The sequence below is a fragment of the Marinobacter mobilis genome (assembly GCF_900106945.1).
GTDB lineage: Bacteria > Pseudomonadota > Gammaproteobacteria > Pseudomonadales > Oleiphilaceae > Marinobacter > Marinobacter mobilis.
On sequence record NZ_FNNE01000007.1, the window covers coordinates 106,028 to 130,384 of the forward strand.

The 24,357-nt window shown below is 59.1% G+C and carries 24 protein-coding genes; 13 read left to right on the forward strand and 11 right to left on the reverse strand.

Annotated features, from left to right (window positions below; genetic code table 11):
- Positions 1-176 precede the first annotated feature (176 nt).
- From BLV11_RS12035 to BLV11_RS12060, 6 genes are all read left to right on the forward strand, one after another.
- Positions 177-1,247 (forward strand): efflux RND transporter periplasmic adaptor subunit, encoded by a 1,071-nt coding sequence (locus tag BLV11_RS12035; RefSeq protein ID WP_091814388.1) that lies wholly within the window; start codon positions 177-179, stop codon positions 1,245-1,247.
- A gap of 6 nt (positions 1,248-1,253) precedes the next feature.
- Positions 1,254-4,391, forward strand: a complete 3,138-nt coding sequence (locus BLV11_RS12040) for an efflux RND transporter permease subunit (RefSeq protein ID WP_091814392.1) — start codon at positions 1,254-1,256, stop codon at positions 4,389-4,391.
- Between the two features lie 30 nt (positions 4,392-4,421).
- Positions 4,422-5,063 (forward strand): hypothetical protein, encoded by a 642-nt coding sequence (locus tag BLV11_RS12045; RefSeq protein ID WP_091814395.1) that lies wholly within the window; start codon positions 4,422-4,424, stop codon positions 5,061-5,063.
- Between the two features lie 134 nt (positions 5,064-5,197).
- Complete coding sequence (locus BLV11_RS12050; RefSeq protein ID WP_091814398.1) at positions 5,198-5,914, forward strand: YebC/PmpR family DNA-binding transcriptional regulator; 717 nt, start codon at positions 5,198-5,200, stop codon at positions 5,912-5,914.
- Positions 5,915-6,064: 150 nt separating this feature from the next.
- Positions 6,065-6,640, forward strand: a complete 576-nt coding sequence (locus BLV11_RS12055) for an NnrU family protein (RefSeq protein WP_091814401.1) — start codon at positions 6,065-6,067, stop codon at positions 6,638-6,640.
- A 14-nt stretch (positions 6,641-6,654) separates the two neighbouring features.
- On the forward strand, positions 6,655-7,383 hold the full coding sequence (locus BLV11_RS12060) for a glutamine amidotransferase (RefSeq protein ID WP_091814403.1): 729 nt from the start codon (positions 6,655-6,657) through the stop codon (positions 7,381-7,383).
- Between the two features lie 61 nt (positions 7,384-7,444).
- Here the strand turns inward: BLV11_RS12060 and BLV11_RS12065 are convergent, their stop codons facing one another.
- The gene (locus BLV11_RS12065; RefSeq protein WP_217634569.1) at positions 7,445-9,658 is read right to left on the reverse strand and encodes a metallophosphoesterase family protein; all 2,214 of its coding nucleotides are present in this window, start codon (positions 9,656-9,658) and stop codon (positions 7,445-7,447) included.
- Complete coding sequence (locus BLV11_RS18410) at positions 9,655-9,888, reverse strand: hypothetical protein (protein ID WP_217634570.1); 234 nt, start codon at positions 9,886-9,888, stop codon at positions 9,655-9,657. Before BLV11_RS18410 ends, BLV11_RS12065 begins: the two co-directional genes overlap by 4 nt.
- A gap of 189 nt (positions 9,889-10,077) precedes the next feature.
- Between BLV11_RS18410 and BLV11_RS12070 the strand changes: the two genes are divergently transcribed.
- Positions 10,078-10,794, forward strand: a complete 717-nt coding sequence (locus tag BLV11_RS12070; protein ID WP_091814406.1) for a UTRA domain-containing protein — start codon at positions 10,078-10,080, stop codon at positions 10,792-10,794.
- Between the two features lie 42 nt (positions 10,795-10,836).
- Here BLV11_RS12070 and BLV11_RS12075 read toward each other — a convergent pair whose 3' ends face one another.
- The 3 genes from BLV11_RS12075 to BLV11_RS12085 all read right to left on the reverse strand — a co-directional run bounded on the left by BLV11_RS12075 (position 10,837) and on the right by BLV11_RS12085 (position 12,934).
- Entirely contained in the window at positions 10,837-11,178 is a 342-nt protein-coding gene (locus tag BLV11_RS12075) for a zinc ribbon domain-containing protein YjdM (RefSeq protein ID WP_091814409.1), read from the reverse strand.
- Positions 11,179-11,371: 193 nt separating this feature from the next.
- Positions 11,372-12,502 carry a patatin-like phospholipase family protein gene (locus BLV11_RS12080; RefSeq protein ID WP_091814412.1) on the reverse strand — a complete coding sequence of 377 codons (1,131 nt, stop codon included), beginning with the start codon at positions 12,500-12,502 and terminating at the stop codon, positions 11,372-11,374.
- A 42-nt stretch (positions 12,503-12,544) separates the two neighbouring features.
- Positions 12,545-12,934, reverse strand: a complete 390-nt coding sequence (locus BLV11_RS12085) for a DUF2784 domain-containing protein (protein ID WP_091814415.1) — start codon at positions 12,932-12,934, stop codon at positions 12,545-12,547.
- A 168-nt stretch (positions 12,935-13,102) separates the two neighbouring features.
- On the opposite strand from BLV11_RS12085, the gene BLV11_RS12090 reads away from it, so the two are divergent.
- Genes BLV11_RS12090 through BLV11_RS12105 form a run of 4 tightly spaced genes read left to right on the forward strand, consistent with a single transcriptional unit; the run spans position 13,103 to position 16,941 of the window.
- Entirely contained in the window at positions 13,103-13,723 is a 621-nt protein-coding gene (locus tag BLV11_RS12090) for a TetR/AcrR family transcriptional regulator (protein ID WP_091814419.1), read from the forward strand.
- Positions 13,720-14,493, forward strand: a complete 774-nt coding sequence (locus BLV11_RS12095) for an SDR family NAD(P)-dependent oxidoreductase (protein ID WP_091814422.1) — start codon at positions 13,720-13,722, stop codon at positions 14,491-14,493. The genes BLV11_RS12090 and BLV11_RS12095 overlap by 4 nt, the downstream gene beginning before the upstream one ends.
- A gap of 13 nt (positions 14,494-14,506) precedes the next feature.
- The gene (locus BLV11_RS12100) at positions 14,507-16,003 is read left to right on the forward strand and encodes a flavin-containing monooxygenase (RefSeq protein WP_091814425.1); all 1,497 of its coding nucleotides are present in this window, start codon (positions 14,507-14,509) and stop codon (positions 16,001-16,003) included.
- On the forward strand, positions 16,000-16,941 hold the full coding sequence (locus BLV11_RS12105) for a patatin-like phospholipase family protein (RefSeq protein ID WP_091814428.1): 942 nt from the start codon (positions 16,000-16,002) through the stop codon (positions 16,939-16,941). The genes BLV11_RS12100 and BLV11_RS12105 overlap by 4 nt, the downstream gene beginning before the upstream one ends.
- Positions 16,942-16,959: 18 nt before the next feature.
- On the opposite strand, the gene BLV11_RS12110 is transcribed toward BLV11_RS12105, so the two are convergent.
- The 6 genes from BLV11_RS12110 to pdhA form a co-directional block, all read right to left on the reverse strand.
- The gene (locus BLV11_RS12110; RefSeq protein ID WP_091814431.1) at positions 16,960-17,307 is read right to left on the reverse strand and encodes a TfoX/Sxy family protein; all 348 of its coding nucleotides are present in this window, start codon (positions 17,305-17,307) and stop codon (positions 16,960-16,962) included.
- A complete protein-coding gene (locus BLV11_RS12115; protein WP_245726016.1) occupies positions 17,304-17,966 on the reverse strand; it encodes a class I SAM-dependent methyltransferase in 663 nt (220 codons plus the stop codon). Before BLV11_RS12115 ends, BLV11_RS12110 begins: the two co-directional genes overlap by 4 nt.
- Positions 17,967-18,002: 36 nt before the next feature.
- Positions 18,003-18,554, reverse strand: a complete 552-nt coding sequence (locus BLV11_RS12120; protein WP_091814434.1) for a copper chaperone PCu(A)C — start codon at positions 18,552-18,554, stop codon at positions 18,003-18,005.
- 78 nt (positions 18,555-18,632) lie between these two features.
- Positions 18,633-19,742, reverse strand: coding sequence for a dihydrolipoamide acetyltransferase family protein (locus tag BLV11_RS12125; protein WP_091814437.1), 1,110 nt, complete (start codon positions 19,740-19,742; stop codon positions 18,633-18,635).
- Positions 19,739-20,716: an alpha-ketoacid dehydrogenase subunit beta gene (locus tag BLV11_RS12130; protein WP_091814441.1), complete on the reverse strand. Its 978-nt coding sequence runs from the start codon at positions 20,714-20,716 to the stop codon at positions 19,739-19,741. Before BLV11_RS12130 ends, BLV11_RS12125 begins: the two co-directional genes overlap by 4 nt.
- Positions 20,713-21,789: a pyruvate dehydrogenase (acetyl-transferring) E1 component subunit alpha gene (gene pdhA / locus BLV11_RS12135; RefSeq protein WP_091814445.1), complete on the reverse strand. Its 1,077-nt coding sequence runs from the start codon at positions 21,787-21,789 to the stop codon at positions 20,713-20,715. Before pdhA ends, BLV11_RS12130 begins: the two co-directional genes overlap by 4 nt.
- Positions 21,790-22,005: 216 nt before the next feature.
- Here pdhA and BLV11_RS12140 point away from each other — a divergent pair, with 216 nt between their 5' ends.
- Both BLV11_RS12140 and BLV11_RS12145 read left to right on the forward strand, forming a co-directional pair.
- Positions 22,006-22,455 carry a YaiI/YqxD family protein gene (locus BLV11_RS12140; protein ID WP_091814448.1) on the forward strand — a complete coding sequence of 150 codons (450 nt, stop codon included), beginning with the start codon at positions 22,006-22,008 and terminating at the stop codon, positions 22,453-22,455.
- A 75-nt stretch (positions 22,456-22,530) separates the two neighbouring features.
- Positions 22,531-24,339 carry an ABC transporter ATP-binding protein gene (locus BLV11_RS12145; RefSeq protein WP_091814451.1) on the forward strand — a complete coding sequence of 603 codons (1,809 nt, stop codon included), beginning with the start codon at positions 22,531-22,533 and terminating at the stop codon, positions 24,337-24,339.
- Positions 24,340-24,357 lie beyond the last annotated feature (18 nt).

Below are 24,357 nucleotides of genomic sequence, written 5' to 3' on the forward strand. Positions count from 1 at the left end.
CCCTCCCCCTTCGCACAAACCACTCTCCGCGCCCCCCTATCCGACAACATCAGTCTCCAAAGGCTTGATCCAGATCGAGTAAAGACTTTTTTCGCGTACATTCTCCTTTCTTTCACCGCAGGGCCTTCCTACTATTAGGTCAGTCCAATCCCTATCTGAAAGAAGGTTCTACCCTTATGAACAACAAGCTATGGATGGCCGTGGCGGGTTCCGCGCTGACGCTGCTGAGTGCCTGCAGTGAACCACCACAACCTGAAGCCAGAACCGTCGTGCAACCCGTCAAGGTCATAACGGTTGGCGGCGAAGAAGCCCTTCTCGCCCGTGAGTTCCCCGCAACTGTCAGGGCCGCTCAGCGCGTCACCATGGCATTCCAGGTTCCCGGGCGGCTGGTGGAATTCCCCGTACGGGAAGGCCAGCAGGTCACCGAGGGGCAACAACTGGGCCTGCTGGACGACTCGGACTATCAGAGCAACCTTAATGCCGCCCAGGCGGATCTCTCCCGTACCGAAGCAAATTACAACCGCGCCAAGGAGCTGATTGAGAAAAACTACGTTTCGCAGGCGGAATACGACGCCATCGAAGCCAACTACAATATCGCCGTATCCAACGTCTCCAAGGCCCGGAAAGCCCTTAATGACACCCGCATGCTGGCTCCGTTCGATGGGGTGGTGGCTCGCACATTCGTCCAGAACTTTGAGGAAGTTCAGGCCAAGGAGCCGGTTCTCAGCCTGCAGAACAACAATGAACTGGAGGTGGTGGTCAGCGTTCCTGAGAGCCTTGTGGTAAGACGTAACGAGGGTGTCGAGATCCAGTTGGAAGGCACCTTCGAAGGCATCCCGGGCAAGACATTTGCCCTCGCCCTGAAGGAGTTCTCCACCGTTGCCAGCGAGGATACCCAGACTTTCGAGTATGTGCTGACCATTGAAGAAACCGCCGGCTATAACCTGCTGCCCGGTATGACCGCCACCGTTAAGGTGCAACAACTGGCCAGCGAAAACCTGGCACAAGGCCCCGTTGTCGTGCCCCTCTCTGCATTGGCATCAACCGAAGAAAACCAGGCCAGCGTCTGGCTCGTGAAGAGCGGTAATCGTGTCAGTCAGCAACCAGTGGTTACCGGCGAGTTGATCGGAAACAGCAGTATCACAGTGCTTTCCGGTCTGAGCGAGGGTGATCAACTGGTCACCGCCGGGGTGTCCAGACTGTCGGAAGGTCTGGAAGTAAAGCCCATCGACAAGGTGGAGTTCTGAGCCAACATGAACATCGCCGAGTGGAGTATCAAGAACCGGATCATCACCTGGGCGGTCGCCCTGGTGCTTATCTTCGTGGGCTACTACTCATTCAACAACCTGAGTCGCCTGGAAGACCCCGAATTTACCATCAAGGAAGCCAAAGTTGTGACCCCCTACCCCGGCGCCACCGCCGCGGAAGTCGAACAGGAGGTCAGCGACCTGATTGAAAGGGCGGCCCAGAAGATGGGCCAGCTGTTCTATGTCGAATCCCATTCCTACCGTGACCGCTCGATTGTATCAGTCAAGATTCTCGACCAGTACGACAAGGAATCCCTCCCCCAGGTATGGGACGAGCTGCGGCGCAAGATCAATGACATCCAGGCCCAGCTGCCCCCGGGTGCGGGCCCCTCGACCGTTATCGACGACTTCGGCGATGTCTACGGGGTCTACCTGGCGATCACTGGCGACGGCTACAGCGCAGAAGAACTCTACGAATACGCCAAGTTTCTGAAACGGGAGCTGCTGCAGGTCGAAGACGTCAAGAGTATTGCGCTTTACGGTGAACCGGAAGAAGTCATTTACGTTGAGCTGCGGCGGGAAAAAACCGCCGCCCTCGGCATTTCGCCCCGGGACATTGCCCGGGCCCTGGGTGACAGAAATACCGTTACTTATGGCGGCTATGCACGTGCCGGCGACAACCGCCTCGCCATCCAGGTGTCCGGCGGCTTGACCTCTGTAGATCAATTCTCCTCACTGCTGATTACCAGCGCCAGCAACCCCGGCCAGCACATCCTGCTCGGCGACGTTGCCACCATCACCCGGGGACTGCGGGAAACGCCCTCCAACCTGCTCCGCTTTGACGGAGAACCCGCCATCGGGCTGGCAATTGCCACGCGCAGTGGCGGCAACGTCGTCACCATGGGCGAAGGTCTGTACACCAAAATGGAGCAACTGCGGTCCCAGATCCCGCTGGGCATGGAACTGAATGTGGTGTCCATGCAGCCCGATGCGGTTACCGAAGCCATTCGTGGCTTTACCGTCAGCCTGCTGCAGGCGGTCGCCATCGTGGTCCTGGTCCTGCTGGTTTTCATGGGACTGCGCAGTGGTCTGATCATTGGCGCGGTACTGGTCATTACCATCATGGGCACGTTCATCTTCATGGACGTGATGGACATCACCCTCGAGCGGATTTCCCTGGGCGCCCTGATCATCGCTCTGGGTATGCTGGTGGATAATGCCATTGTGGTCACCGATGGCATCCGCATGAAAATGCAGCAGGGTATCGACTCCATCACCGCGTCCCGGGACGTGGTCAGCCAGACCGCGCTGCCGCTGCTCGGTGCAACCGCGATTGCCGTAACCGCGTTCGCCGCCATAGGAACATCCCAGGACTCCACCGGTGAGTACACCCGATCGCTGTTCTCCGTTATCCTGATTTCACTGAGCCTGAGCTGGTTTACCGCAGTAACCATCACTCCCCTGCTTTGCCACGAGTTTCTCAAGCCGGCAGCCAGTAGCAATACCGACGCCTATGACTCGGGGTTCTACCACACATACCGCAGCCTGCTGGAAAAAGCGATCCGTTACCGCTGGCTCAGCCTTGTCGTGACCACCGTGGTCTTCCTGTCGGCGCTGTTTGGATTCGGCTGGGTGAAAAACAGCTTCTTCCCGGATTCCACCCGCCCACAGTTCTATGTCGACGTGTGGTACCCACAAGCGTCAGATACATCCACCACCCTGAACAACATTCAGGAAATTGAAGCCAAACTGGCCGACTACGAGCACGTTACCCACGTCACCACCCAGATTGGCGGCGGTTCACCCCGATTCCTGCTCACCTATACCCCGGAGCAGCCCGGCCTGAACTTTGCCCGCCTGCTGGTGGATGTGGATGACTACCGGATTCTCGGGGACATCACCCAACAGATCCAGAGTGACCTGGAAGTTCTGCAACCGGGCACCATCATCAACACCCGTCAGTTTGTCCTCGGGCCCGCCACCGGCGGCAAGATCCAGCTGCGGATTTCCGGCCCGGATCCAGACGAACTGCGGCGCCTGGCTGCCGCTGCCGCCGGTGTTATCAGCAGTCACCCGAACGTCAAGGGTTTCCGCGACGAGTGGGGGGAACGGGTGCAGATGATTGAGCCGGTAATGGCGGATGCCCAGGCCCAGAAACTGGGGCTCGACCGCGCCGACATCGCCAATGCCATGGCGTTTTCCGTCGATGGCGTTCGCGCCGGTACTTACCGCGAAGGCGACGAACTGATCCCCATCATTGCCAGGGCTCCGCTCAACGAGCGTCGCAGTCTGCAGAACTTTGACCAGGCGCCGATCTGGAGTCCGGTCGCCCAGCAGATGGTTCCCATGGGCCAGGCCGTGTCCCGATTCGACGTCGGCTTCGAGGATGCCCATATCTGGCGCCAGGATCGGGTAACCATGCTACGTCTGCACTTCGACCAGCGCACCGGCCTGTCATCAGAACTGCTGAACGACATCAAGGCCGACGTGGAAAAAGCCCTGAACGTCGACCTGACCACCTATCTCGGTCACCCTCCTGGCGCTGAGGTCGAACATACCGCCAGTACCATACCCATCCGTTACCGGGACCGTATTCCCATTGAAGGCATGCCCGGTTATTACTTCGCCTGGGGCGGCGAAAATGAGGACTCCGTCAAGGCCTCTGTCTCTATCGCGGCATCCGTACCGGTGTTTTTCGGGATGATGATTTTCACCGTACTGGCACTGTTCAATTCGGTCAGAAAAACCCTGGTGATCTGGCTGGTGGTTCCTCTGGCCATCGTCGGAGTAACGGCTGGTCTGCTGATGTTCAATCAGCCATTCGGATTTATGGCCCTGCTTGGTTTCATGAGTCTCGCTGGCATGCTGATCAAGAACGCCATCGTACTGGTCGATCAGATTGACGTAGAACTGGAGGCGGGACAGCCCCCGGTCAAGGCGGTGCTGGAGTCAGGAGTCAGTCGCCTGATCCCGGTGGCGATGGCGGCCCTGACGACCATCCTTGGCATGTTGCCACTGCTGGGCGATGCCTTTTTTGTCGCTATGGCGGTCACCATCATGTTCGGTCTGGGATTTGCGACGATTCTCACATTGATCGTTGTTCCAGTGCTATACGCTACCATCTTCCGGTTTCGCAGTGAGTAAACCTCGCACCAACTCAAGGAGTTAGAACACATGAATATCAAGCAGGGCTTTATCACTGCGGCCATGGTGGTACTGGGTGGATGCGCCACCACCACAACGGATCTGCTGTCTGTTGCTCTGGACAAGGAAAGCGAGGGCCATTTCGAGAAAGTCATGGTTATGGCCATCAGTGATAACGAACAGGTGCGCCTGACCGTTGAGCAGTCACTCTCTGCGAAAATTGCCGGCACCGGAACCGAGACCGTGAACGCGTCGGATTATGTGTCCGGCCATCTCGCCTCGATGGATAAGGATGAACTGCGCGGCAAGGCAGCAGAAGCCATTGCCGCCAACGGGGCCGATGCGGTTTTGGTCACCACGCTGATCGACAACAGCGTACGGGATGAATACACTCCGCCCCAGGTCAACCAGGTGGCGATTCCCGTGGTTGAACCCCGCTTCGGCAACTACGTCGGCATGCAGTACGATACCGTGATGATGCCGGGCTACTTCACCTCGCTGCAGGAGGTCTATATCCAGACCACCCTGTTCGATACCGCCACCGGCAAAGCGGTCTGGAAAGCCCAGTCAAAAACCATCAATCCGGTGTCCCTGGAAGACGGCGTGGAGAACTTCACCGGTGTCATGGTTCCGCGCCTGCAGCGCGACGGTATGCTCTCCGGCGGCAACTGAGCCTGCCGGAAACACAAATTTCCCCTGTCCCCGGAAACCATACTCCAGTAAAATTTGGCCCTTTCCTACGGGCCTGAGGTTTTCCGGGGCCGTTGTTTTCTTGAACGCTTCCAAAGAACAAGCAGGGCAGTGCAATGGGCAGAGCCTATCAAAACCGTAAAGAATCCATGGCCAAAACGGCCGCTGCAAAAACCAAGGTCTACAGCAAGTACGGCCGTGAGATCTATATGTGCGCCAAACAGGGCGGCATTGATCCCGACGGCAACCTGTCCCTTCGCGGACTGATTGACCGCGCGAAAAAAGATCAGGTCCCGGCCCACGTGATCGACAAGGCGCTCGAAAAAGCCAAGGGCGGTGCAGGCGAAGACTTCAACCCGGCCCGTTACGAAGGTTTTGGACCAGGCAACTGCATGGTTATCGTCGATTGCCTGACCGATAACCCGAACCGCACATTTGGCGATGTTCGCCTCTGTTTCACCAAGACCAAGTGCAAAATCGGCACCCAGGGCAGTGTCAGCCACATGTTTGACCACTGCGCCATCCTGGCCTTCAAGGGTGACGACGAAGAAGGTGCACTGGAAGCCCTGATGATGGCCGATGTCGACGTAACCGACATCGAGAACGAAGACGGCCTGATCACCGTATTCGCCCCCCACACCGAATACGCCAAAGCCAAGCAGGCCCTGACCGAAGCTTTCGAAGGCATCGAGTTTGAAGTGGACGATATCCAGTTCATCCCCCAGACCAGTACCCCGGTGGAAGGTGAGGATCTGGAAATGTTCGAGAAGTTTCTCGACATGCTGAACGATCTGGACGACGTCCAGAACGTTTACCACAACGCCGAGTACTGATTTTTTTCTGTCTCGGTAACCAGCCCGGCGGGGCATTCAGCCCCGCCCTGCACGCTGGGGAACAAACCGCAATATTCCGCAATTCACTTCCCCGTAGCCCGCTCATTCGTTAAGCTCCTGAAAACCATGAACCCTTAGGGAGCTGCTTTCGTGACCATTCTGATTATTGGGCTGGTGTTGTTTTTGGGCATTCATTCCCTGTCCATCGTGAACGAACCATTACGCAACCGCATGGCCCAATCCATGGGCGAGTGGCCATTCAAGGGACTCTACTCCGTCGTCTCCGCCGCCGGTCTGATTGCCATTATCTGGGGCTACGGTCTCGCCCGCCTGGATCCTGTCGCACTCTATAATCCGCCAACCGGCTTGCGCCATCTGGCAATGGCACTGCTGATCCCGGTATTCCCCCTGCTGCTCTCCGCCTATCTGCCGGGACGGATCAAAACCACCCTCAAGCACCCCATGCTGGTGGCAGTAAAACTTTGGGCCCTGGCGCACCTGCTGGCCAATGGCATGGCGCACGATGTCTTGCTGTTTGGCAGTTTCCTTGCCTGGGCCGTGGTCGACCGGATTTCCTTGAAACGACGTCAGCCAAGAGCCAATCCCGCGCTGCCCGCAACCGCTATGAATGACATTATTGCCGTGGTGGCTGGTCTGGCGTTGTATGCGGTCTTTGCCATGGAGCTCCACGCCAGACTCATAGGCGTCGCGCCCATCGCCCTGTAATCCGGCCCCCGATCATGACGCGTATTGCCATTCTCAAGACCGGCTCCACTTACCCGGCGCTCAGCGAGCGCTACGGCGACTTCGAAGACTGGTTTCAGGCAGCCCTGGCCGGCAACGATAGCAACAGGCTCGATATCCACACCATCCATGTGGCCGAAGGAGATGAGCCGGGGGATCCCGGGCAGTGGGACGGAGTCATCGTCACCGGCTCCCCCGCCATGGTGTCGGAACGTGCACCCTGGAGCGAAGTCACCGCACAGTGGCTGGCCATGGCGGTTAAGGCTGGACGACCGGTACTGGGCGTGTGCTACGGCCACCAGCTGTTGGCCCATGCCCTGGGCGGCAAGGTGGGCTACCACCCCGATGGCCGGGAATCCGGCACCTTCCTTGTTCGGCTTAACGGTAAGGCCGCCAGCGACCCTTTAATGAGCGGTTTGCCCGAGTGTTTTCCTGCCCAGCTGACGCACCTGCAGTCCGTGCTGGAGCTGCCGCCAGGCGCCACCTTGCTGGCCAGTTCGGACCACGAACCTCACCAGGCCTTTCGCTATGGCGATCACGTCTGGGGCGTTCAGTTCCACCCGGAGTTCAGTGCCGAAGTGATGCGGGCCTACCTGGAGGTACAGACACCCGCATTGCAGAAGGAAGGCCTGGATCCTCAGGCACTTATCAACGCAGTGACCGCCACCCCGGACGCGGGCTCACTGTTGCCACGATTTGCCGAGCGGGTCATGCAGCGTCCCTGATATCTGTGTACAAAAAACCAGGCCACCCTACGGGCGGCCTGGGTCAGTGTGAGCCCCGGGATCAGTAAAGCAGGTTCACCGTCACGTCGTCGAAATAGACGTCATTGTCAGTCCCTTGTTTCCGGGTTCCGCCGATATAGATCTTAACCGAGCGAACAGCCGCTGGCAGCAGCCCGTTCACCGTCACGGTCTCCCAGTTCTTAGCCGTTTTGGTGGTGTGGGGACCGGTACCGCTCCAGGCAATAGGCTGGCCGCTGGCATCGAGAAGTTCCACGACAAATGCGGTCTCGTCAACGCCATTCCAGGTGGTCAACTCGGCACCGGCCTCCAGGTAAACCTCTCCCGCATCGATGCGGGTTGCGTAAGCGGAAAGATCCACCAGCTGGTATGCGGTATCGGTACAGCAGTCGGCCGGCTGTCCATTGCCAAAGCCACGGCCCGTAAAGTAGCGCTCACCTTCCGCGGCAGCAAGGCCATTACTGACCCCCACCACGACATTGACCGCACCGCTGGAGACTGTCCAGCCGGTCAGGTCGCCCAATTCAGCACCACCATTCACCAGCAGGTTTTCGGTACGCGTGCCTTCCATAGTAAAACTCGTGACCGTACTCCAGGCTGACCAGTTCATACTCGCGTCACGTACCCGCGCGCGCCAGTAGAAGGTGGTTCCCGGCTTCAGGTCAAGCTGGGGACGAGCCTGCCCGGCATACTCATCGTAAACCGAGGTGTGGGTCGCCTGGGATGCGTAGCGTTTGTTCCAGCGATAGTGGGCATCAGCACCAGGACGCACAGACCGACTTGCAAGGTGCCCCGAAAGGTCAAGCTGGAAAATATCCGCCCCGAGCTGGGTATCAATGCCTTCGAAGCCCATGTAGAGATCACCGCCAACCAGTGAGGCTTCGTCGTAAAAGAGATTCTGACGACGGGTTTCATTACCCCATACATCGAACACCACCTCGTCGAACGTGTCTGTTTCGGAAATCTGCCACTGCACCTCATGGACCTGATCCGGAGCCGCGACCTGAATCGCCAACGCAACCGCGGTTGCAGGCAATTCGCCCGTTCCGGCCATGACCTGTGGAAGGTTATTATTCACTTCAGCGTCAAAGGTCACGGTATCAACAACCTCGAAATCGAGATCGCCGTCGTAGCCACCTTTTTTGCGCTCAAGCGTCACGGAGGCGTCAGCCCCAAACCTGTAGGTCAGCACGCTGTAACCGAATTCGCTGCGACTGACCTCAAAGGTGTCATAGTCACTGATCTGGCTGTTCTGGAAGTTGGCGTCATCCAGCGGCTCGATGTAACCAGAGGCACTGGCGGCGTTGAGCCACAGGTGCGACGTGTTCAGTGACTGGCCCCGTGAATAGGTATGGGTATGACCAAAGAAGTGACCGGTAACCGCGTCATTCCGCTCACTGTACTTCTCAAGCTCGGTGACCATCTCACAGGAGCCGATGCTTTCCCCCGCATTCCACATCTCTGACAGACAGCCATGATGGAACATCCCCATAACAAACTGCTTCTGCTGGAGCTCCGCATCCTTCAGGGTTTCCTTCAGCCACTGACGCTGAACCACCAGCGTATCGGCATTGAACTTGCCGTGAGCTCCGGAAATCGGGTAGCTGTCCAGCCCCACCAGGCGCAGGTCCAGGTAGTCCAGATAGTACCAGTGATCCTCGTAACCGACCGATCCGTTATCAGGCGGCGACAGGTAGGTGCGATAGAGCTGCAACTCGGCGTTGCTGTAGTAGTCATGGTTACCCGGTACCGTAATTAACGGAACATAAGGGGTGATGTCTGCCATGCGGCCAAACAGCTGGTTGCGCCAGTGGCCGCGGTTGCCCCCGGTCTGCACTACGTCCCCGGAGATGGTAATACCGGCGATATTCTCGGCGCAGGTCTCGGGCTGGCTGGCGTCACACTCATGAACCATGAAGCCGTCGGTTACCACGTTCCGCAACACCACCTCATAGATCGTGCGATCGAGCTGGGTATCGCTGAGTGCAATAAACCGGGCTTCAGAAACATCGTCGCTGGCACCGGGCCAGGTCTTGAAGGCGAACGGCTGGGTCACCCGCTGAATGCCTTCACCATCCTTGGTGAGCACGTAGTATTCGTAAAGGGTATTGGATACCAGCCCGGTGAGCTGAGCCCGATACACCAGGCCATCGCTGGAATGTACTTCACCGCCCACCTTGTGAAATTCCTCGCCGGAACCGAACGGACGGGCCCACACCTCAGGCTCGATGTTTCCGGTCTCGAACATCACAGTCATGGTATCGGTGCCTGCAGGTAAGGCCCGACAATGAACTCTGGCGTAAAATCAGCCTGGGGAGCGGGCACAATGACTGGGTCTGGATCACCCGGCAGTTCGGTGGGCTTTCCACCACCAGTGTCCGGATCCGGGCCAGCCACTGCCTCGGAATCCGAGGAAGAGCCGCCACAACCCGCCAGCACCAGGGCGGAGAGCCCCAGGGCCAGCGCCGCGCGATTAGGGATGAACATCGAAATCTCCTTTGGTCTATACCAGAAGTGGTACGTACCAATCTAGGCACTTAATATTTCAATGTTTTGTATTATTTATTTAAGATTTATTAACAAATTATTTCATCTGGAACGTACCAGTTGCCCAACCTACATATCCGCTAGCCAAGGTGTCATAATTCGCGGAACCATTCATTGATCAGGGAAGCCATGAACTCACTCACCACCTACCACAGCGTGGCTGCCAGACTGCAGTCTTCGATTCACTCCGGGGAACTGGCCTCCGGCAGCAAACTGCCTTCCGAGCGAGGTATTTGTGAACAACTGGGGGTGAGCCGGGTTAACGCCCGGGATGCACTGCACTTTCTTGAAGCACAGGGACTGATCTATCGGCTGAACCGGATTGGCTGGTTTGTCTCACCGGCGCCGTTCATATACGACCCGACACAAACCCACAGTTTGCGGGATGAAGCCAGGGCACAAAATCGCCAACTTGAAACCGAACTGATTTCGGCCAACCGCACAGCGGCACCCGCGGTGATCGCCCGCAAGCTGGAACTCAGTGCAACTGCCGCAGTACTGAATGTCGTCCGCAGGCGATCGGTTGACGGTCGCTGGGTGTTGCTGGAGTCCTGTTATTACCGGGAAGAGGACTTTCCTGACTTGCTCAGCAAGGACCTTACAGGCTCACTGAATGCCTTGGTACGTGACGCCTATGGTTTCAAGAAGCGCCGTCAGGATATCGGCATTTCATCGAAGCCCCTTAATCAGACTCAAGCCCAGCAATTACAGGTTCGGGAAGGTTCACCGGCATTGAAACTGTCGCGGGATCTGATCGTCGATGGACGCTGCATCGTGGCGGAAACCGAACACTGGTTGCACGATGCGATCGAAATGAGTATTCGCGGGCGCACGACCGCCGGGTAGGAAGGACCGTCCCTCCTGCCCGGTGCAGTGGACTGGAGGGGCTCAGGCCTTTTTGACAAACTCGGACTTGAGCTTCATGGCACCAATGCCATCAATTTTGCAATCGATGTCATGATCGCCATCCACCAGGCGGATATTCTTCACCTTGGTACCAACCTTCACCACAGACGATGAACCCTTGACCTTGAGATCCTTGATGACCGTTACGGTGTCGCCGTCCTGCAGCTCATTTCCGTTGGCATCACGAACCACCTTTCCACCGGATTCTGCTGCATCGGACTCGTTGGCAGACCACTCGTGGGCGCATTCCGGGCACACCAGCAGGGTGCCGTCTTCATAGGTGTATTCGGAACCACACTGAGGGCAAGGAGGAAGGTTGGACATGGGCGACCCCTTTTAGTTGAACAATTTTCGGGCAGCCATCATACCAGCATTCATCCTTTTCGGGGCGAAATACCCCAAATATTTTGTGGCACTCATCAGCACATCGCCCTGAAAATAACACCTGATTCCCAGAGGAAACGCCAGAGCCACTACTATCAGGCACTACTGGACCAGTCTGTTCAATAAAACTGGATCAGTTTTTCTGATCGAAAAATCGCTCAATCTGTCGGGCGTGGCTCTGGGCATCCTGGTAGCCCAGCTTGATCAACTCGGCAGAGAAGCGGCGATCAAACAACAGGTAACTGGCCAGGCTGCCACCGGTGAATGAACGGGGCGCTGCGCCTCCCACAAGGTTTCGCAACACCATCGGCATGCCATCCATATAGCGGGCAGCGATTTCGTCAATACGCTCACTGGGCGAGATTTCGAGCAACTCAATCGGTTTCAGGTCCAGCCCTGACGCCTCGAGCACATCGTTTGGCACCAGGCTCACAAGCTGATTGATTAGCCGCAGGCGGTCAATGTCATAGTCCAGAGTATCCAGGAACATGCCATTGAACACGTGCGCAATGATCTGGGCGAAGGCCGGCGCCTCCTGCCGGCTGGGGCGCTTTGACGGACACATACTGTTGGCGCTGACACCCACCACCATTACCCGGTCCGCCCCCAGCCGCAGGGCCGGGCTGATATGCGCCATCTGACGGGTAACGCCATCACCAAAGTACTCACGGTTGATCTTCACCGGCGGGAACACAGTGGGAATGGCCGACGACGCCAGCACATGCTCCAGCGCCAGCTCAGTGCGGGCGCCCGCCCGCTGGCCGACGGACCAGCTCTTCAGATCGTCGCGGCCATCGAAGAAGCAGATATTCTGCCCGGTGGCGTAACCACAGGCGTTGACACCCACCGCAGAAATCACCCCCTCGCCGATGCGCTGACGGACCGCATTGAAGTCGACTTCCCGTGCCAGCAGTTCACGCAATGGATCGTTATTGAGCAAGGAAAGTGGTGCCTCCCGGTTGCCCCCTGCCAACAACCTGCGAGCGACCGAGGTCATGTTGCGAAGAATATCGTAAGTGTTGCTGCGATACACATGCTCGGTTTCCAGCTCACTCCACAACTGCTCCAGCCGGGAAACGCTGTGACGAAAAATCGCGCCACCGCTGGCCAGAGCCAGGGCATTGATGGCGCCAGCCGACGTACCAATGATCACCTGAAAGGGGAACCCCATATCCGGGTACATATCGGATATCGCCCGCAACACCCCCACCTGATAGGCCGCCCGTGCCCCACCACCAGTCAGTACCACGCCCACATCAGCCATACGCGATTCCTTACATTCCCCTTGCACCATCCCGTGACCGCGTTACCGCCACTTGTCGGGCGGAACGCGCCACCAAACCAACATCACCAGCAGTGCAAACACCGTATAGACCAGGACAAAGAGCCACCCGGGCGCATCGTAGTACAGCAGCCGTTGCAACCAGTGTCCGATAAAGCTCCCACTGTAACCCGGCGCACCCGCCTGCTCCCTGAGCCACATTTCCAGTGTAGTCAAGGGACACACCACGCCAAGCCAGGCCTGAAGCACCACGACCGCGATGGCGACCAGGTGGCTTATGCGAAACCAGCGATTACGAACCCATAACCAGCCCCACACGCCACCGGTCACCGTCAGCAGCAGTCCCAGCACCACAAACAAAACGACGGCAACATGAGCAATCAGCACACTGTCTGCGAGCCATTGGTACAACATCACTCATTTCCCGGGGATCTTTATCACAGCATCGCATACCCTGCCCCAAGTGCCAGTTTTCCCTCACCTCTGCCGTTGGCCCCACCAGACATTCCCGTTGCCCCTTGCATCCGTCTAAATTGGCTGAATGAACATTCATTCACACAAGAATGCCGATGAGTTGATGCCATGACCACCAGCCCTGACCGACCCTCACAAGCCGCCACGGACAAACGTCAGCGCATTCTGGATGCCGCCCTCAAGGTATTCGCCAGTCGCGGCGTCCATGGCACTCCGGTTCCGCCCATCGCCAGGGAAGCAGGCATCAGCGTCGGCAGCCTTTACCGCTACTTTGAGAGCAAGGAAGCCCTGGTGAATACCCTGTTCCGGGAAACCAAACAGTTATTGGCTGAACACCTGCTGGGAAACCTTCCCATACAGCCCCCCAGCCGTGCCCTGTTCAATGAAATATGGAACCGGTTGTGCACCTTTGCCCGCCAACAACCGGATGCTTTCCGTTTTCTGGAGATGCAGGACCACCACAGTTACCTCGACGAAGTCAGCCTGGCAAGCGAATACCAGTTGCTGTTGCCGCTGCGCCAGTTCATTGAGCTGGGACAGCAATCCGGTGTGCTTGGCACCCACATGCGACCGGAAGTTGCCATGGCCCTGTTTTGGGGAGCGATCGTCGGCCTGTTCAAAGCGGAAAGGCTGGGCTATCTCACCCTATCTGACCATGACCTTGAGCAGGCCTGCACAGCCTGTTGGAGAAGTATCACCAACGACGCAAACACAGAGAGCAAAGCATGAACCCTCAACACATCCTCATTACCGGTGCCGCAGGCGCCATTGGCAGCATGCTGGCAGCGCAATTCCGTAACCATCACCCATCGGCGAAGCTCACACTGGTCGACATGAATGAGTCCAGCCTTGCGGATATCGCCAATCGATACGGTGGCCACCCCGAACGATGCGACCTGACCGACATCGAGGCCCTGCCCCGTTGGTGGCACTCACTGACGGAGCGCCAGGGTCCGGTCGATGTGTTGATCAATTGTGCCGGCATCATGGACATCATGACCATTACCGGCACCGGATGGGAGCGGGGACAGCGATCGCTGGACATCAATTTAATCGCGCCCATGCGGCTGATGGATCTGGCGCTGCCTGACATGCTTGCGAAGCGTCAGGGCTGCGTGATCAATATCGCCAGCATGGCCGGGCGGGTCCCCATCCGGGGCTGCAGCTACTACGGTGGCGCCAAGGCGGGCATCGGTATGGCGTCCGAAATCGCCCGGCTCGACCTCAAGAAACAGGGCATCAATGTCATCACAGTCTACCCGGGCCCCATCTTTTCCGGGCTGGAAAACCACGCCCGCAGCCAGGTAAAACAGGGCCCTATTTCCCGACTGATCCCGACCGGAAAGCCGGACGTACTGGCCCAACGGATTTACCAGACCTTCCGAAAGGGCGGCGCTCGGGTGATCTACCCGGATATCTACCACCTGGCCAAACAACTCGCCAACCTGGAGTTGACCACCCATGTAATGGACCGCTTCAGTCCGCAACCCAATCGATAACAAGGTGAATGCCGTGACGCAAAAAACGCACCCTCCAATTTATGACGTTCTGGCCATTGGCGCAGGCATCAGTGGTATCGGCCTGGGTATCCGGTTACTGGACGCCGGGATCGATAATTTCGTGATCCTGGAAAAAGCCAGCGGATTGGGCGGCACCTGGCGAGACAACACCTATCCGGGCTGTGCCTGCGATGTCCCTTCTGCCCTGTACTCCTACTCCTTTGCCCAGAAGCCGGACTGGACCCGGGCCTTCGCCGGCCAGGCAGAAATCCTGGACTACGTACGCGGCGTTGCTGAACGGTATGGTATCGATAACTACATTCACTACGATCAGCCGGTGGCACGGGCCCAATGGCGGGAAGCCGACCTGTTGTGGGAAGTGCAAACCCCTGACCGGCTCTATTTTGCCCGCACCCTCGTCGCCTGTTCCGGCTACCTGCATGAGCCGATCATCCCCGATATCCCGGGGCTCAGAGACTTCCCTGGCAAGCTGTTCCACTCCTCCCGCTGGGATCATGGCCACGACCTGACGGGTGAGCGGGTGGCGGTCATCGGGACCGGGGCGTCAGCGATCCAGTTCGTGCCGGAAATTCAACCGGCGGCAAAACAACTGACCCTGTTCCAACGTACCCCCCAGTGGATATTGCCGAAACCAGACCACACCATTCCCGATATCGAAGCGAAGTTCTTCCGCCTGCCCGGAACCCTCAAGGCCTGGCGCAAGATACTCTATGCCGGCTTTGAAGCGTTCGGCATCGGCTTCCGCCAACCCGCCATGCTGCGCCACATTCAGAAATTGGGGCTTGCCCACCTCAGAGTCGCCGTCACGGACCCCGACCTCCGAGCCAGGCTAACCCCGGACTACACCCTGGGCTGTAAACGGGTTCTGCTCAGCAACAACTACTATCCGACCCTGAACGAGCCAAACGTGGATGTACGTGCAACCGGCCTCAAGGAAGTCCGCGGACAAACCGTTGTAGGCCAGGATGGCTCGGAACAGGAAGTGGATACCATCATTCTGGGTACCGGTTTCCATGTGACCGAACCACCGATTGCCGAGCACATCTACAACGATGCCGGAGAGTCCCTGTCCCAACTCTGGGAGAACGGCATGCAAGCCTATCGCGGAACCACCATCAGCGGGCTGCCCAATGCCTTCATGGTGCTGGGACCGAACCTCGGCATTGGCCACAATTCCGCCTTCATCGTCATCGAGTCCCAGCTCAACTACATCGTTGACGCCCTCACCACCATGCGGGACCGACAACTGGCGCGATTCGACGTACGCCAGGACGTTCAGGACCGATATAACCGCAAGGTGCAGCGGGATCTCCAGAGTACCGTCTGGAATACCGGCGGTTGCTCCAGCTACTACCTGGACAAAAATGGCTTTAACAGTGTGGGATTCCCCTGGAATACCCTGAAAATGCAGCGTTTGCTCAAGACATTCGATGCCGACAGCTACCACCTGACACCGGCCACCCAACCCGTCATTGGAGAACAGCCATGAACACCACCAACCCCAAACGAGCACTGGTGCTGGGATGCGGGGGCGTTGCCGGCGGCGCCTGGACCATCGCGATGCTGGCCGAACTGGAGAAACAACTGAACTGGGACGCCCGCAAAGCCGATGTCCTCGTCGGCACGTCGGCCGGCGCTGTCATCGCAGCGCTGTTGGGGGCGGGCACGCCGGTATCGGCCCTGCTCGCCTGCCAGCACGGCACCTCCAAACAGTGTCAATGGAACCACGACACCGACACCGGGGGCGCACTACCGCCGTGGCCGGCGGCACAGTTCACTGGTAGCCGGCTGATGACCCGAGCCTTGCAGGGCAAGGCTTCCGCACTCACCGCCATCAGCGGACTGCTGCCCACCGGCCAGTTCAACATGGCGCCGTTCCGGGCGCTGATTAACCAGGTCGTCCCCACAGGAAACTGGGTTCCCCACCCTGCTACCTGGATCATGGCGGTGGACACCGACTCTGGCGAGCGGGTGGCCTTTGGCAAGGAGTTCGCACCGGCAGCGGCGCTGAGTGACGCCGTTTGCGCGTCGTATGGCGTACCAGCCTGGTGCCCACCGGTGGATATCAATGGTCATCGTTATATCGACGGCGGCGTGGCGTCCCCCACGTCGGCCGATCTGTTGACCCACCAGCCGGTGGACGAAGTCATCCTCCTCGCCCCCATGGCCTCACGCCAACCGGATCGTCCGCTGTCACCGCTGAAACTCGCAGAACGACAGATCCGCCGCTACATGACGGCCATCGTGGATCGGGAGGAGAAACAGCTGAAAGCCGCAGGGAAACGGGTCATTCGTGTGGAACCGGGGGCCTCCGACCTGACGGCTTTCGGCTATAACATGATGGACCCGAGCCGGCGTCAGAGCGTGCTGACCAGGGCATTGCTGAATGCGCCCGAGGCTGTGGCGGCCGCCATCGCGGCTGCCTGAGATCAGCTCACTGGCCCATCACGTCTGGACGCGGGGCCTGTTACCGGAACGCGCCCGAAGTGCCGCTTCAAAGGCGCGACGGGCCCAAACCACGGTCTGATCGGGATCTTCCAGCAGCTCTTCCGGGGCCTGGTAATAGGACATTTTGACCAACTGCCCATTCCTCGGGTATTCAAACGGCGGCAATCCCGCCTGTTCGAACGCCCCACGACTGTGATGATCCGCCTTCAGGTAGAGCACATCATCAACCACCAGCGCAAACATCAGCCCGTCGTGGTAGAGACCATAACCGCCGAACATGCGCCGGGCACGGACCGGGCCGAACGGCTCGAACACTTCCTGAAGGTACTCGATGTATTCACTCACGATGCCACCCCGCGCTTTTGGAACAACGCCACATTCTTGACCGGCACCACCAGTGTCCAGCCAAACCGTCGGGCAATATGAGCCAGGGTTTGCTCGCGGTAGAACACCACGTGGGTCGGATCACGACGATAATGCCAGTTGGCAAAACGCTCATCATCGGTCTGGAAACAGGTCATCACTCCCAGCCAACCGCCCGGTTTCAGCAGGCGATCAAGCTGGGCAAACACAGACCAGGGGTCGTGCAGGTGCTCGACCACTTCAGTACAGGTGATGAAGTCGTAGGATCGAGACAGTGCAGATTCATCCGGATGAAAAAACGGATCGTAGAGGGATACCCGGAATCCCCGCTGTTGCAGGATATCGGCCAGGGCGGGGCCAGGACCACAACCGAACTCCAGCCCCTCCGAGCCCGTGGCCAACCGCGCAGCTAACGGCTCGCCAAGTCTGTTGAGGAATTGGCGATAGCCCGGATCATCCGGGTTGTTATCGTGGAGTTCATAGACCCGCTTTTCACCCTCCGGGTCCAACCAGCACCCAGGGTCCATCAGTGTCGCCTCGCACTGGGGACACCGCCAGTAGGGCACATCCCGCACGGTCAGGAAGTGACGCAACTCCGTCTGGTGGCAGACCGTACAGCGCTCGGGAGGGAACAGGCTCATAAGGGCATCCGGGAACTCATTGTGGGCATCACCGGATCATTGATTCTGCGGCATCGGTTCCATGTCCATACCGGAATGGTCCATGGCGCCGTGATCCATCTGACGTTGACCCATGGGCATGTCGCCGCCATCCAACGGCTCAACCGCCAACTCCACGTTCATGGAAGGCGCGTTGTCGAACTCCAGGGTCAGCGGAACCCGTTCACCTTCCATCAGCTGGCCACTGAGCTGTTCAAGCATGAGGTGGTAACTATGCGGTTTGAGGTTCACCGTGGTACCGGCAGGGATCACCAGGCCCTGTGGCAATGGCTCCATGCGCATGACACCACCGACCATAGTGCTTTGGTGGATCGACACCTGGCCAGCGTTCGCTGACTCAGCGGCGATCAGGGTCACGTCAGTATCGCCGTTGTTGCTGATGGACATATAACCGACACCCACGGTCACGCCGGGCGGTGTCGGACGGCTCCAGGGATGATCCACCCGGACGGATTCCCGGGAATAGTCATGGGCGCTGGCAAGCAACGGCGTCATCAGGCCGGTCACGGCCAGAGTCAAGGTCTGAGTCAGGGCAATCAGGCGTTTCATGGCATCTCACGTTGTTGATGGAACGAGAATTTCCGAAAATGCCGCTAGTCTTGCCTGACTCGGACACAATCGCAAGTGTCAGGGTTTGCCCAACGCCGCCAGCATGGCGGCCATAAACCGGGCCGCCTCCCCCCCGGTTGCAGCCCGGTGATCGAATGTCAGCGACAGAGGCAGTACCGGCCTCACCGCCGGTTTGCCTTCATGAGGAACAACCTTGTCCCGGATACGCCCGGCGCCGACAATGGCCACCTGAGGCGGACTCACCACCGGGTTGGCATACTGACCCGCCATGGTGCCAAAGTTAGACAGGGTAATGGTCCCTCCCTGCATTTCGTGGGGTGGGATGGACCGATTGGCCACGGCCTGACGCAGATTTTCCAGGCCCTGTCGCAAGTCTTTCAGGGTACGGTGGGTCACGTCCCGAAGGACCGGCACAAACAGCCCGTCAGGCGTATCCACGGCAATCGCCACATGGACCTCGTCAAGCAGGCGCCGGCTCAGATTGTCGCCATCGAACCAGGTATTGAGCACCGGGACAGCCTCGCAGGCCTGGGCGATGGCCTGAACCAGGCGCATGGTAATGTCCGCGCCCTTTTTCCAGTCGCCAATATCAACATCCTCGAAAATCGACACCGGCACCACCTGGGCGTGGGACAGCGCCATGTTCCTGGCCATGGTGCGGCGCGGCCCCCGCAGAGCCTCGGCGTCACCCAGTGCCTTCTGGTGGCTGGCCTGGCGGTGTACGTCGTCGTTGGTGACCAGCCCTCCCGGCCCGCTTCCGGTAATCGACGCCAGGCTGACCCCAAGCCGTTCCGCCAATGCCCTCACCCCCGGCGTGGCGCGATGGTGGCGGGCCTGGCGGCTGGAGGCGGCCGCGCCAATAATAAACTGATCCTGTGCGGTTCCGGCGTCAGCTCGCTTCAGCTCCCCAACCACCGTGCCGCTGTCTTCATCCTCACCTTCAAACCCCAGTAACGGCTCGCCGGTGTGGATGATATCCCCGGGGTCGCCAAACAGCTTGGCCACCACCCCAGCCATCGGTGACGGCACTTCAACAATGGCCTTGGCCGTTTCCACCGACACCAGCACCTGATCCACCGCCACGGAATCACCGACGTTCACATGCCATTCGACAATCTCTGCCTCCGGCAGCCCTTCCCCCAGATCCGGTAATCTGAAATGTTTCATAGCGCTATCACCTGTTCCACGGCATGGACCACATCTGCCACCTGGGGCAGATAGCGTTGTTCATTGCGGTAGTAGGGCATGACCGTGTCGTAGCCCGTCACCCGGACCAACGGCGCCTGCAGGTCGAGGAAGGCACTTTCCGCCAGCGAGGCGGCGATCTCGGCACCCACGCCGCCGTTGCGGCAGGCTTCGTGAACAATCACCGCACGCCCGGTCTTGGCCACGGAACACAGCAGGGTCTCCCGGTCCAAGGGGCTGATACTGGCGACGTCAATGACTTCAGCCGATACCCCCTGTCCGGCCAGCTGGTCTGCCGCCGCCAGGGTTTCCACCAGGGATGCCCCCCAACTGATCAAGGTGACGTCGTCACCTTCCCGCAGCGTGAAGCAGGTATCCAGGGGCAAGGCTTCACCGTTGTCCTCCACCGGTTGGGTGACTGCCCGGTAAATGCGCTTCGGCTCCAGGAAGACCACAGGGTCCGGGTTGCGGATTGCAGCCAGCAGCAGGCCGTAGGCTCGCTGGGGTGAGCTTGGAATCACCACCCGCAGACCGGGGATATGAGCAAACAGCGCCTCGGTACTTTCGGAATGATGCTCCGGAGCATGGATGCCGCCCCCGAATGGCGCCCGGAATACGGCCGGACAATGCAATCGACCACGGGTACGGTTACGCATTCGTGCGGCGTGGCAGATGATCTGGTCCATACCGGCATAGATGAAGCCCATGAACTGGAACTCCGCTACTGGCTTCATACCCTGTACCGCCAGGCCCACCGTCGTCCCGGCAATCAGGTTTTCCGCCAGCGGGGTATCCATCACTCGCTTGCAGCCAAAACGTTCCTTAAGCCCGACCGTCGCCCGGAACACCCCCCCATTGGTCGCAACGTCCTCACCAAGGACCACCACCGATTCGTCGTGGGCCATTTCCCAGGCCAGCGCCATATTGACGGCTTCGATCAGCGTGACATCGCTCATTGATCACCTCCTGGCTTGCCCTCGAGACGGTCCCTCTGTTGCTGCAGGGCCACCGGCAGGGATTCAAACAGATAGTCAACAATGGCCGTGGCCGGCTCCGGTTCGGTGGCCAGATACGCTTTCACCGCGGTTTCTACAAACCCCTTGCAGTCGGCCTGCAGTTTCTGTTCTTTTTCGGCATCCCAGAAGCCTTCCCGGTGGAGGTAGTTCTGCATCCGCTTCACCCCGTCCCTCTCCCAGGCATGCTTGAGTTCATCGGCGCTGCGGTAACGGGTGGCATCGTCGGCGGTGGTATGATCACCCAGACGATAGGTGACAGCCTCGATCACCGTTGCCCCTTTGCCATGACGCGCCCGGTCAAGGGCCTGCTCCAGCGCGGAGGTCATTGCAAAGAAATCATTGCCGTCCGCAATCACCCCGGGCAGGCCGCCACTGATCGCTTTCTGGGCAATGGTTTCACAGCCACTTTGCAGGCTGCGTGGGGTGGATATCGCCCATTGGTTGTTGTTGACCACAAACACCACGGGCAATTGCCAGGCGCCGGCCAAGTTCACACTCTCGAGAAAATCGCCCTTGGAGGTGGCACCGTCACCCAGACAGCACACCACGGCCCGGTGCTCACCACGGATACGAAATGCAGCTGCCACACCGACGGCATGGCAGCATTGCGTGGCAATGGGCACCGCAATTGGCAGGTCTTGCGGACAGTGAGCCCAGGCACTGCCCCGCTCATCCCCTCCCCAGTAAAGCAACAGCTCCGTGAGCGTTACCCCTCGCTGGATCTGGGCGGCCTGGTCCCGGTAATAGGGTACCAGCACATCATCCCGCGCCATGGCCTGGCCAATGACGGTACCAATCACCTCGTGCCCGAGGACCGAAGGATAGGTGCCACACTGGCCGGTGCGCTGCAGGGCAATGGCTTTGGCATCGAAGGTACGGGTCAGCACCATATTGGCATAGGCGGCCAGCAACCGCTCGGTGTCTTCGGCGACATCCGGCAGGTCACCCAGGGCGTAACCCTGATCATCGAGATAACGCAGACTGTCCACGCGGAATTCGTAGTGGTCTTTCATCCCAGCCTCCCTCACACCACAACAGAAGTCAGCTTGTGGCGGACCTGTTCGCAGTGCCTGTTGGATCGTTATTATTGAGCGCGGATCACACGCCCTACTTGGGACGTTCTGATTAATTTTTAGTCGCTGCTGCCAAGATATTCAACCTGACGATCTTGCGCTGATCGCGGCGATGGGTATGCTTACAAGCCTCTTTAACTGCCAGGAAACCGCACCATGTCTATCTGGGTCGATGCCGATGCCTGCCCGGTAGTGGTCAAGGAAATTCTGTGTCGGGCCGCCGACCGCTGGAAGATCCAGACCACCTTTGTGGCTAACCAGTCCATCCGGGTACCGCCGAGCCCGTTCATCAAAACCCGTCAGGTCATGCAGGGATTTGATGTCGCCGACAACGAGATTGTCGAGCAGCTCAGCGCCGGAGATCTGGTGATTACCCAGGACATCCCGCTCGCGGCCGATGCGATCGACAAGGGTGCCGATGTGTTCAACCCACGAGGCCAGGCCTTCACCCGGGAAAACATTCGCCAGCGTCTGGCAATGCGCAACTTCATGGAAGAGATGCGTAATGCCGGCCAGGTCACCGGAGGACCCGCGGCCTTCTCCCAAAGTGATCGCAAGGAGTTCGCGGACCAGCTTGACCGCTGGCTGCAGAAGAATGCCCGATAAAACGATAATGATTCTCTTTTAAGGTCAATGAAAATCGCGTAACCTTGCCGGTTTCCGCCCGGACCGGAGACCCTCATGCCCATCACCCCCAGGCCTTCCACCAGCAGCTTTGCCGCCCTGGCCCGTTTACTGCGCTATGCCCGTGGCTACCGTCGCCAGATCCTTGCGGCCACCAGTTGCTCGATCATCAACAAGCTGTTTGATATCGCCCCGGAGATCCTGATTGGTATCGCCATCGACGTGGTGGTCAATCAGGAAACCAGCTTCATGGCGTCCATCGGTTTCGACTCGGCCCAATCCCAGATCCTGGCACTGGGTGCCCTGACCTTCTTCATCTGGGCCGGGGAATCCCTGTTTGAATACCTGTTCCAGATCCTCTGGCGCAATCTCGCCCAGCGCCTGCAGGCAGACCTGCGTCAGGATGCCTACGAACATGCCCAACGGCTGGACATGAGCTTTTTCGAGAGCCGCAGTTCCGGGCAACTGGTGGCCACCATGAATGATGACGTCAACCAGCTCGAACGTTTCCTGGATGGCGGCGCCAATGCCATGATCCAGGTGGTGGTGACCGTCCTGGCGGTCGGCGCGGTGTTCTTCATCATCTCGCCACTGGTAGCGCTGCTGGCCTTTACCCCCATTCCGCTGATCATCTGGGGCGCCTTCTACTTTCAGCGCAAGGCCGGCCCACTCTACGCCGACGTCCGGGAGAAGGTAGGCGACCTGGCCACGCGACTGGCCAACAACCTGGGCGGCATCGCCACCATCAAGAGCTTTACCGCTGAGGAACGGGAGGCGGAACGCCTGCGCGCCAGCAGTGAGGCCTACGTCAGCGCCAACCGCAAGGCGATCCGTGTCAGCTCTGCGTTCATTCCGGTGATTCGCATGGCCATTCTGGCCGGTTTTCTTGCCACCTTTACCGTAGGCGGCATGATGGCTCTGGAAGGCACCCTCAACGTTGGAGCCTACGGCGTGCTGGTGTTCCTGACCCAGCGCCTGCTTTGGCCGCTGACCGGTCTGGCCGAGGTGGTGGATCTGTTCGAACGTGCCATGGCGAGTACCCGACGCATCCTCGACCTGTTGGCCGAGCCGGTACGGGTCATCGACAACGCCAGCCAGAACCTGCCCGAGACGGTGTCCGGCAACGTGGTCTTTAACCGCGTGTCGTTCAGCTACCCCAATGGGGTTACCGGCCTTCGCGACATTTCCCTCGACGTTTCAGCCGGGCACACCCTGGCGCTGGTTGGGACCACCGGCTCGGGCAAGTCCACCCTGATCAAGCTGCTGATGCGCTTCTACGACCCCCAGCACGGTGACATCACCATCGACGGCCAGTCCATTTCGGCCATCAGCCTGAAATCCCTGCGCCAGGCGATCGGGCTGGTCAGTCAGGATGTTTATCTGTTCGAGGGCAGCATTCGCGACAACATTGCCTATGGCCGCCCGGAGGCCAGTACAGAAGAAATCATTGCCGCCGCTCAGCAGGCGGAGGCCTGGAGCTTCATCGAACAACTGCCAGAAGGGCTGGATACCCCGGTTGGCGAGCGCGGCGTACGGATGTCCGGAGGCCAGCGGCAACGATTGTCACTGGCCAGGGCGCTACTGACGGATCCCGCCATCCTGATCCTTGATGAGGCCACCAGTGCCGTCGATAACGAAACCGAAGCGGCCATCCAGCGTTCGCTGCGTCATATCCGTCACAACCGAACGGTGATCGTGATTGCCCACCGGCTCTCCACCATTGTTGACGCCGACACCATTGCGGTTATCGACAATGGCCAGGTGCGGGAATTGGGCAGCCACCAGCAGCTGCTGGCCGAAGACGGCCTCTACGCGGCCCAGTGGCGGGTACAGACCGGGCGGGCGGATGATACGGTAACAGGCTGATGGCTGACGGTTGACTAT

What these genes read in the sequence shown, in the direction of transcription:
- BLV11_RS12035 (WP_091814388.1), top strand. Translation starts at nt 177, where the DNA reads ATGAACAACAAGCTATGGATGGCCGTGGCGGGTTCCGCGCTGACGCTG.
- BLV11_RS12040 (WP_091814392.1), top strand. Translation starts at nt 1,254, where the DNA reads ATGAACATCGCCGAGTGGAGTATCAAGAACCGGATCATCACCTGGGCG.
- BLV11_RS12045 (WP_091814395.1), top strand. Translation starts at nt 4,422, where the DNA reads ATGAATATCAAGCAGGGCTTTATCACTGCGGCCATGGTGGTACTGGGT.
- BLV11_RS12050 (WP_091814398.1), top strand. Translation starts at nt 5,198, where the DNA reads ATGGGCAGAGCCTATCAAAACCGTAAAGAATCCATGGCCAAAACGGCC.
- BLV11_RS12060 (WP_091814403.1), top strand. Translation starts at nt 6,655, where the DNA reads ATGACGCGTATTGCCATTCTCAAGACCGGCTCCACTTACCCGGCGCTC.
- BLV11_RS12065 (WP_217634569.1), bottom strand. Translation starts at nt 9,658, where the DNA reads ATGACTGTGATGTTCGAGACCGGAAACATCGAGCCTGAGGTGTGGGCC.
- BLV11_RS18410 (WP_217634570.1), bottom strand. Translation starts at nt 9,888, where the DNA reads ATGTTCATCCCTAATCGCGCGGCGCTGGCCCTGGGGCTCTCCGCCCTG.
- BLV11_RS12070 (WP_091814406.1), top strand. Translation starts at nt 10,078, where the DNA reads ATGAACTCACTCACCACCTACCACAGCGTGGCTGCCAGACTGCAGTCT.
- BLV11_RS12075 (WP_091814409.1), bottom strand. Translation starts at nt 11,178, where the DNA reads ATGTCCAACCTTCCTCCTTGCCCTCAGTGTGGTTCCGAATACACCTAT.
- BLV11_RS12080 (WP_091814412.1), bottom strand. Translation starts at nt 12,502, where the DNA reads ATGGCTGATGTGGGCGTGGTACTGACTGGTGGTGGGGCACGGGCGGCC.
- BLV11_RS12085 (WP_091814415.1), bottom strand. Translation starts at nt 12,934, where the DNA reads ATGTTGTACCAATGGCTCGCAGACAGTGTGCTGATTGCTCATGTTGCC.
- BLV11_RS12090 (WP_091814419.1), top strand. Translation starts at nt 13,103, where the DNA reads ATGACCACCAGCCCTGACCGACCCTCACAAGCCGCCACGGACAAACGT.
- BLV11_RS12095 (WP_091814422.1), top strand. Translation starts at nt 13,720, where the DNA reads ATGAACCCTCAACACATCCTCATTACCGGTGCCGCAGGCGCCATTGGC.
- BLV11_RS12105 (WP_091814428.1), top strand. Translation starts at nt 16,000, where the DNA reads ATGAACACCACCAACCCCAAACGAGCACTGGTGCTGGGATGCGGGGGC.
- BLV11_RS12115 (WP_245726016.1), bottom strand. Translation starts at nt 17,966, where the DNA reads ATGAGCCTGTTCCCTCCCGAGCGCTGTACGGTCTGCCACCAGACGGAG.
- BLV11_RS12120 (WP_091814434.1), bottom strand. Translation starts at nt 18,554, where the DNA reads ATGAAACGCCTGATTGCCCTGACTCAGACCTTGACTCTGGCCGTGACC.
- BLV11_RS12125 (WP_091814437.1), bottom strand. Translation starts at nt 19,742, where the DNA reads ATGAAACATTTCAGATTACCGGATCTGGGGGAAGGGCTGCCGGAGGCA.
- BLV11_RS12130 (WP_091814441.1), bottom strand. Translation starts at nt 20,716, where the DNA reads ATGAGCGATGTCACGCTGATCGAAGCCGTCAATATGGCGCTGGCCTGG.
- pdhA (WP_091814445.1), bottom strand. Translation starts at nt 21,789, where the DNA reads ATGAAAGACCACTACGAATTCCGCGTGGACAGTCTGCGTTATCTCGAT.
- BLV11_RS12140 (WP_091814448.1), top strand. Translation starts at nt 22,006, where the DNA reads ATGTCTATCTGGGTCGATGCCGATGCCTGCCCGGTAGTGGTCAAGGAA.
- BLV11_RS12145 (WP_091814451.1), top strand. Translation starts at nt 22,531, where the DNA reads ATGCCCATCACCCCCAGGCCTTCCACCAGCAGCTTTGCCGCCCTGGCC.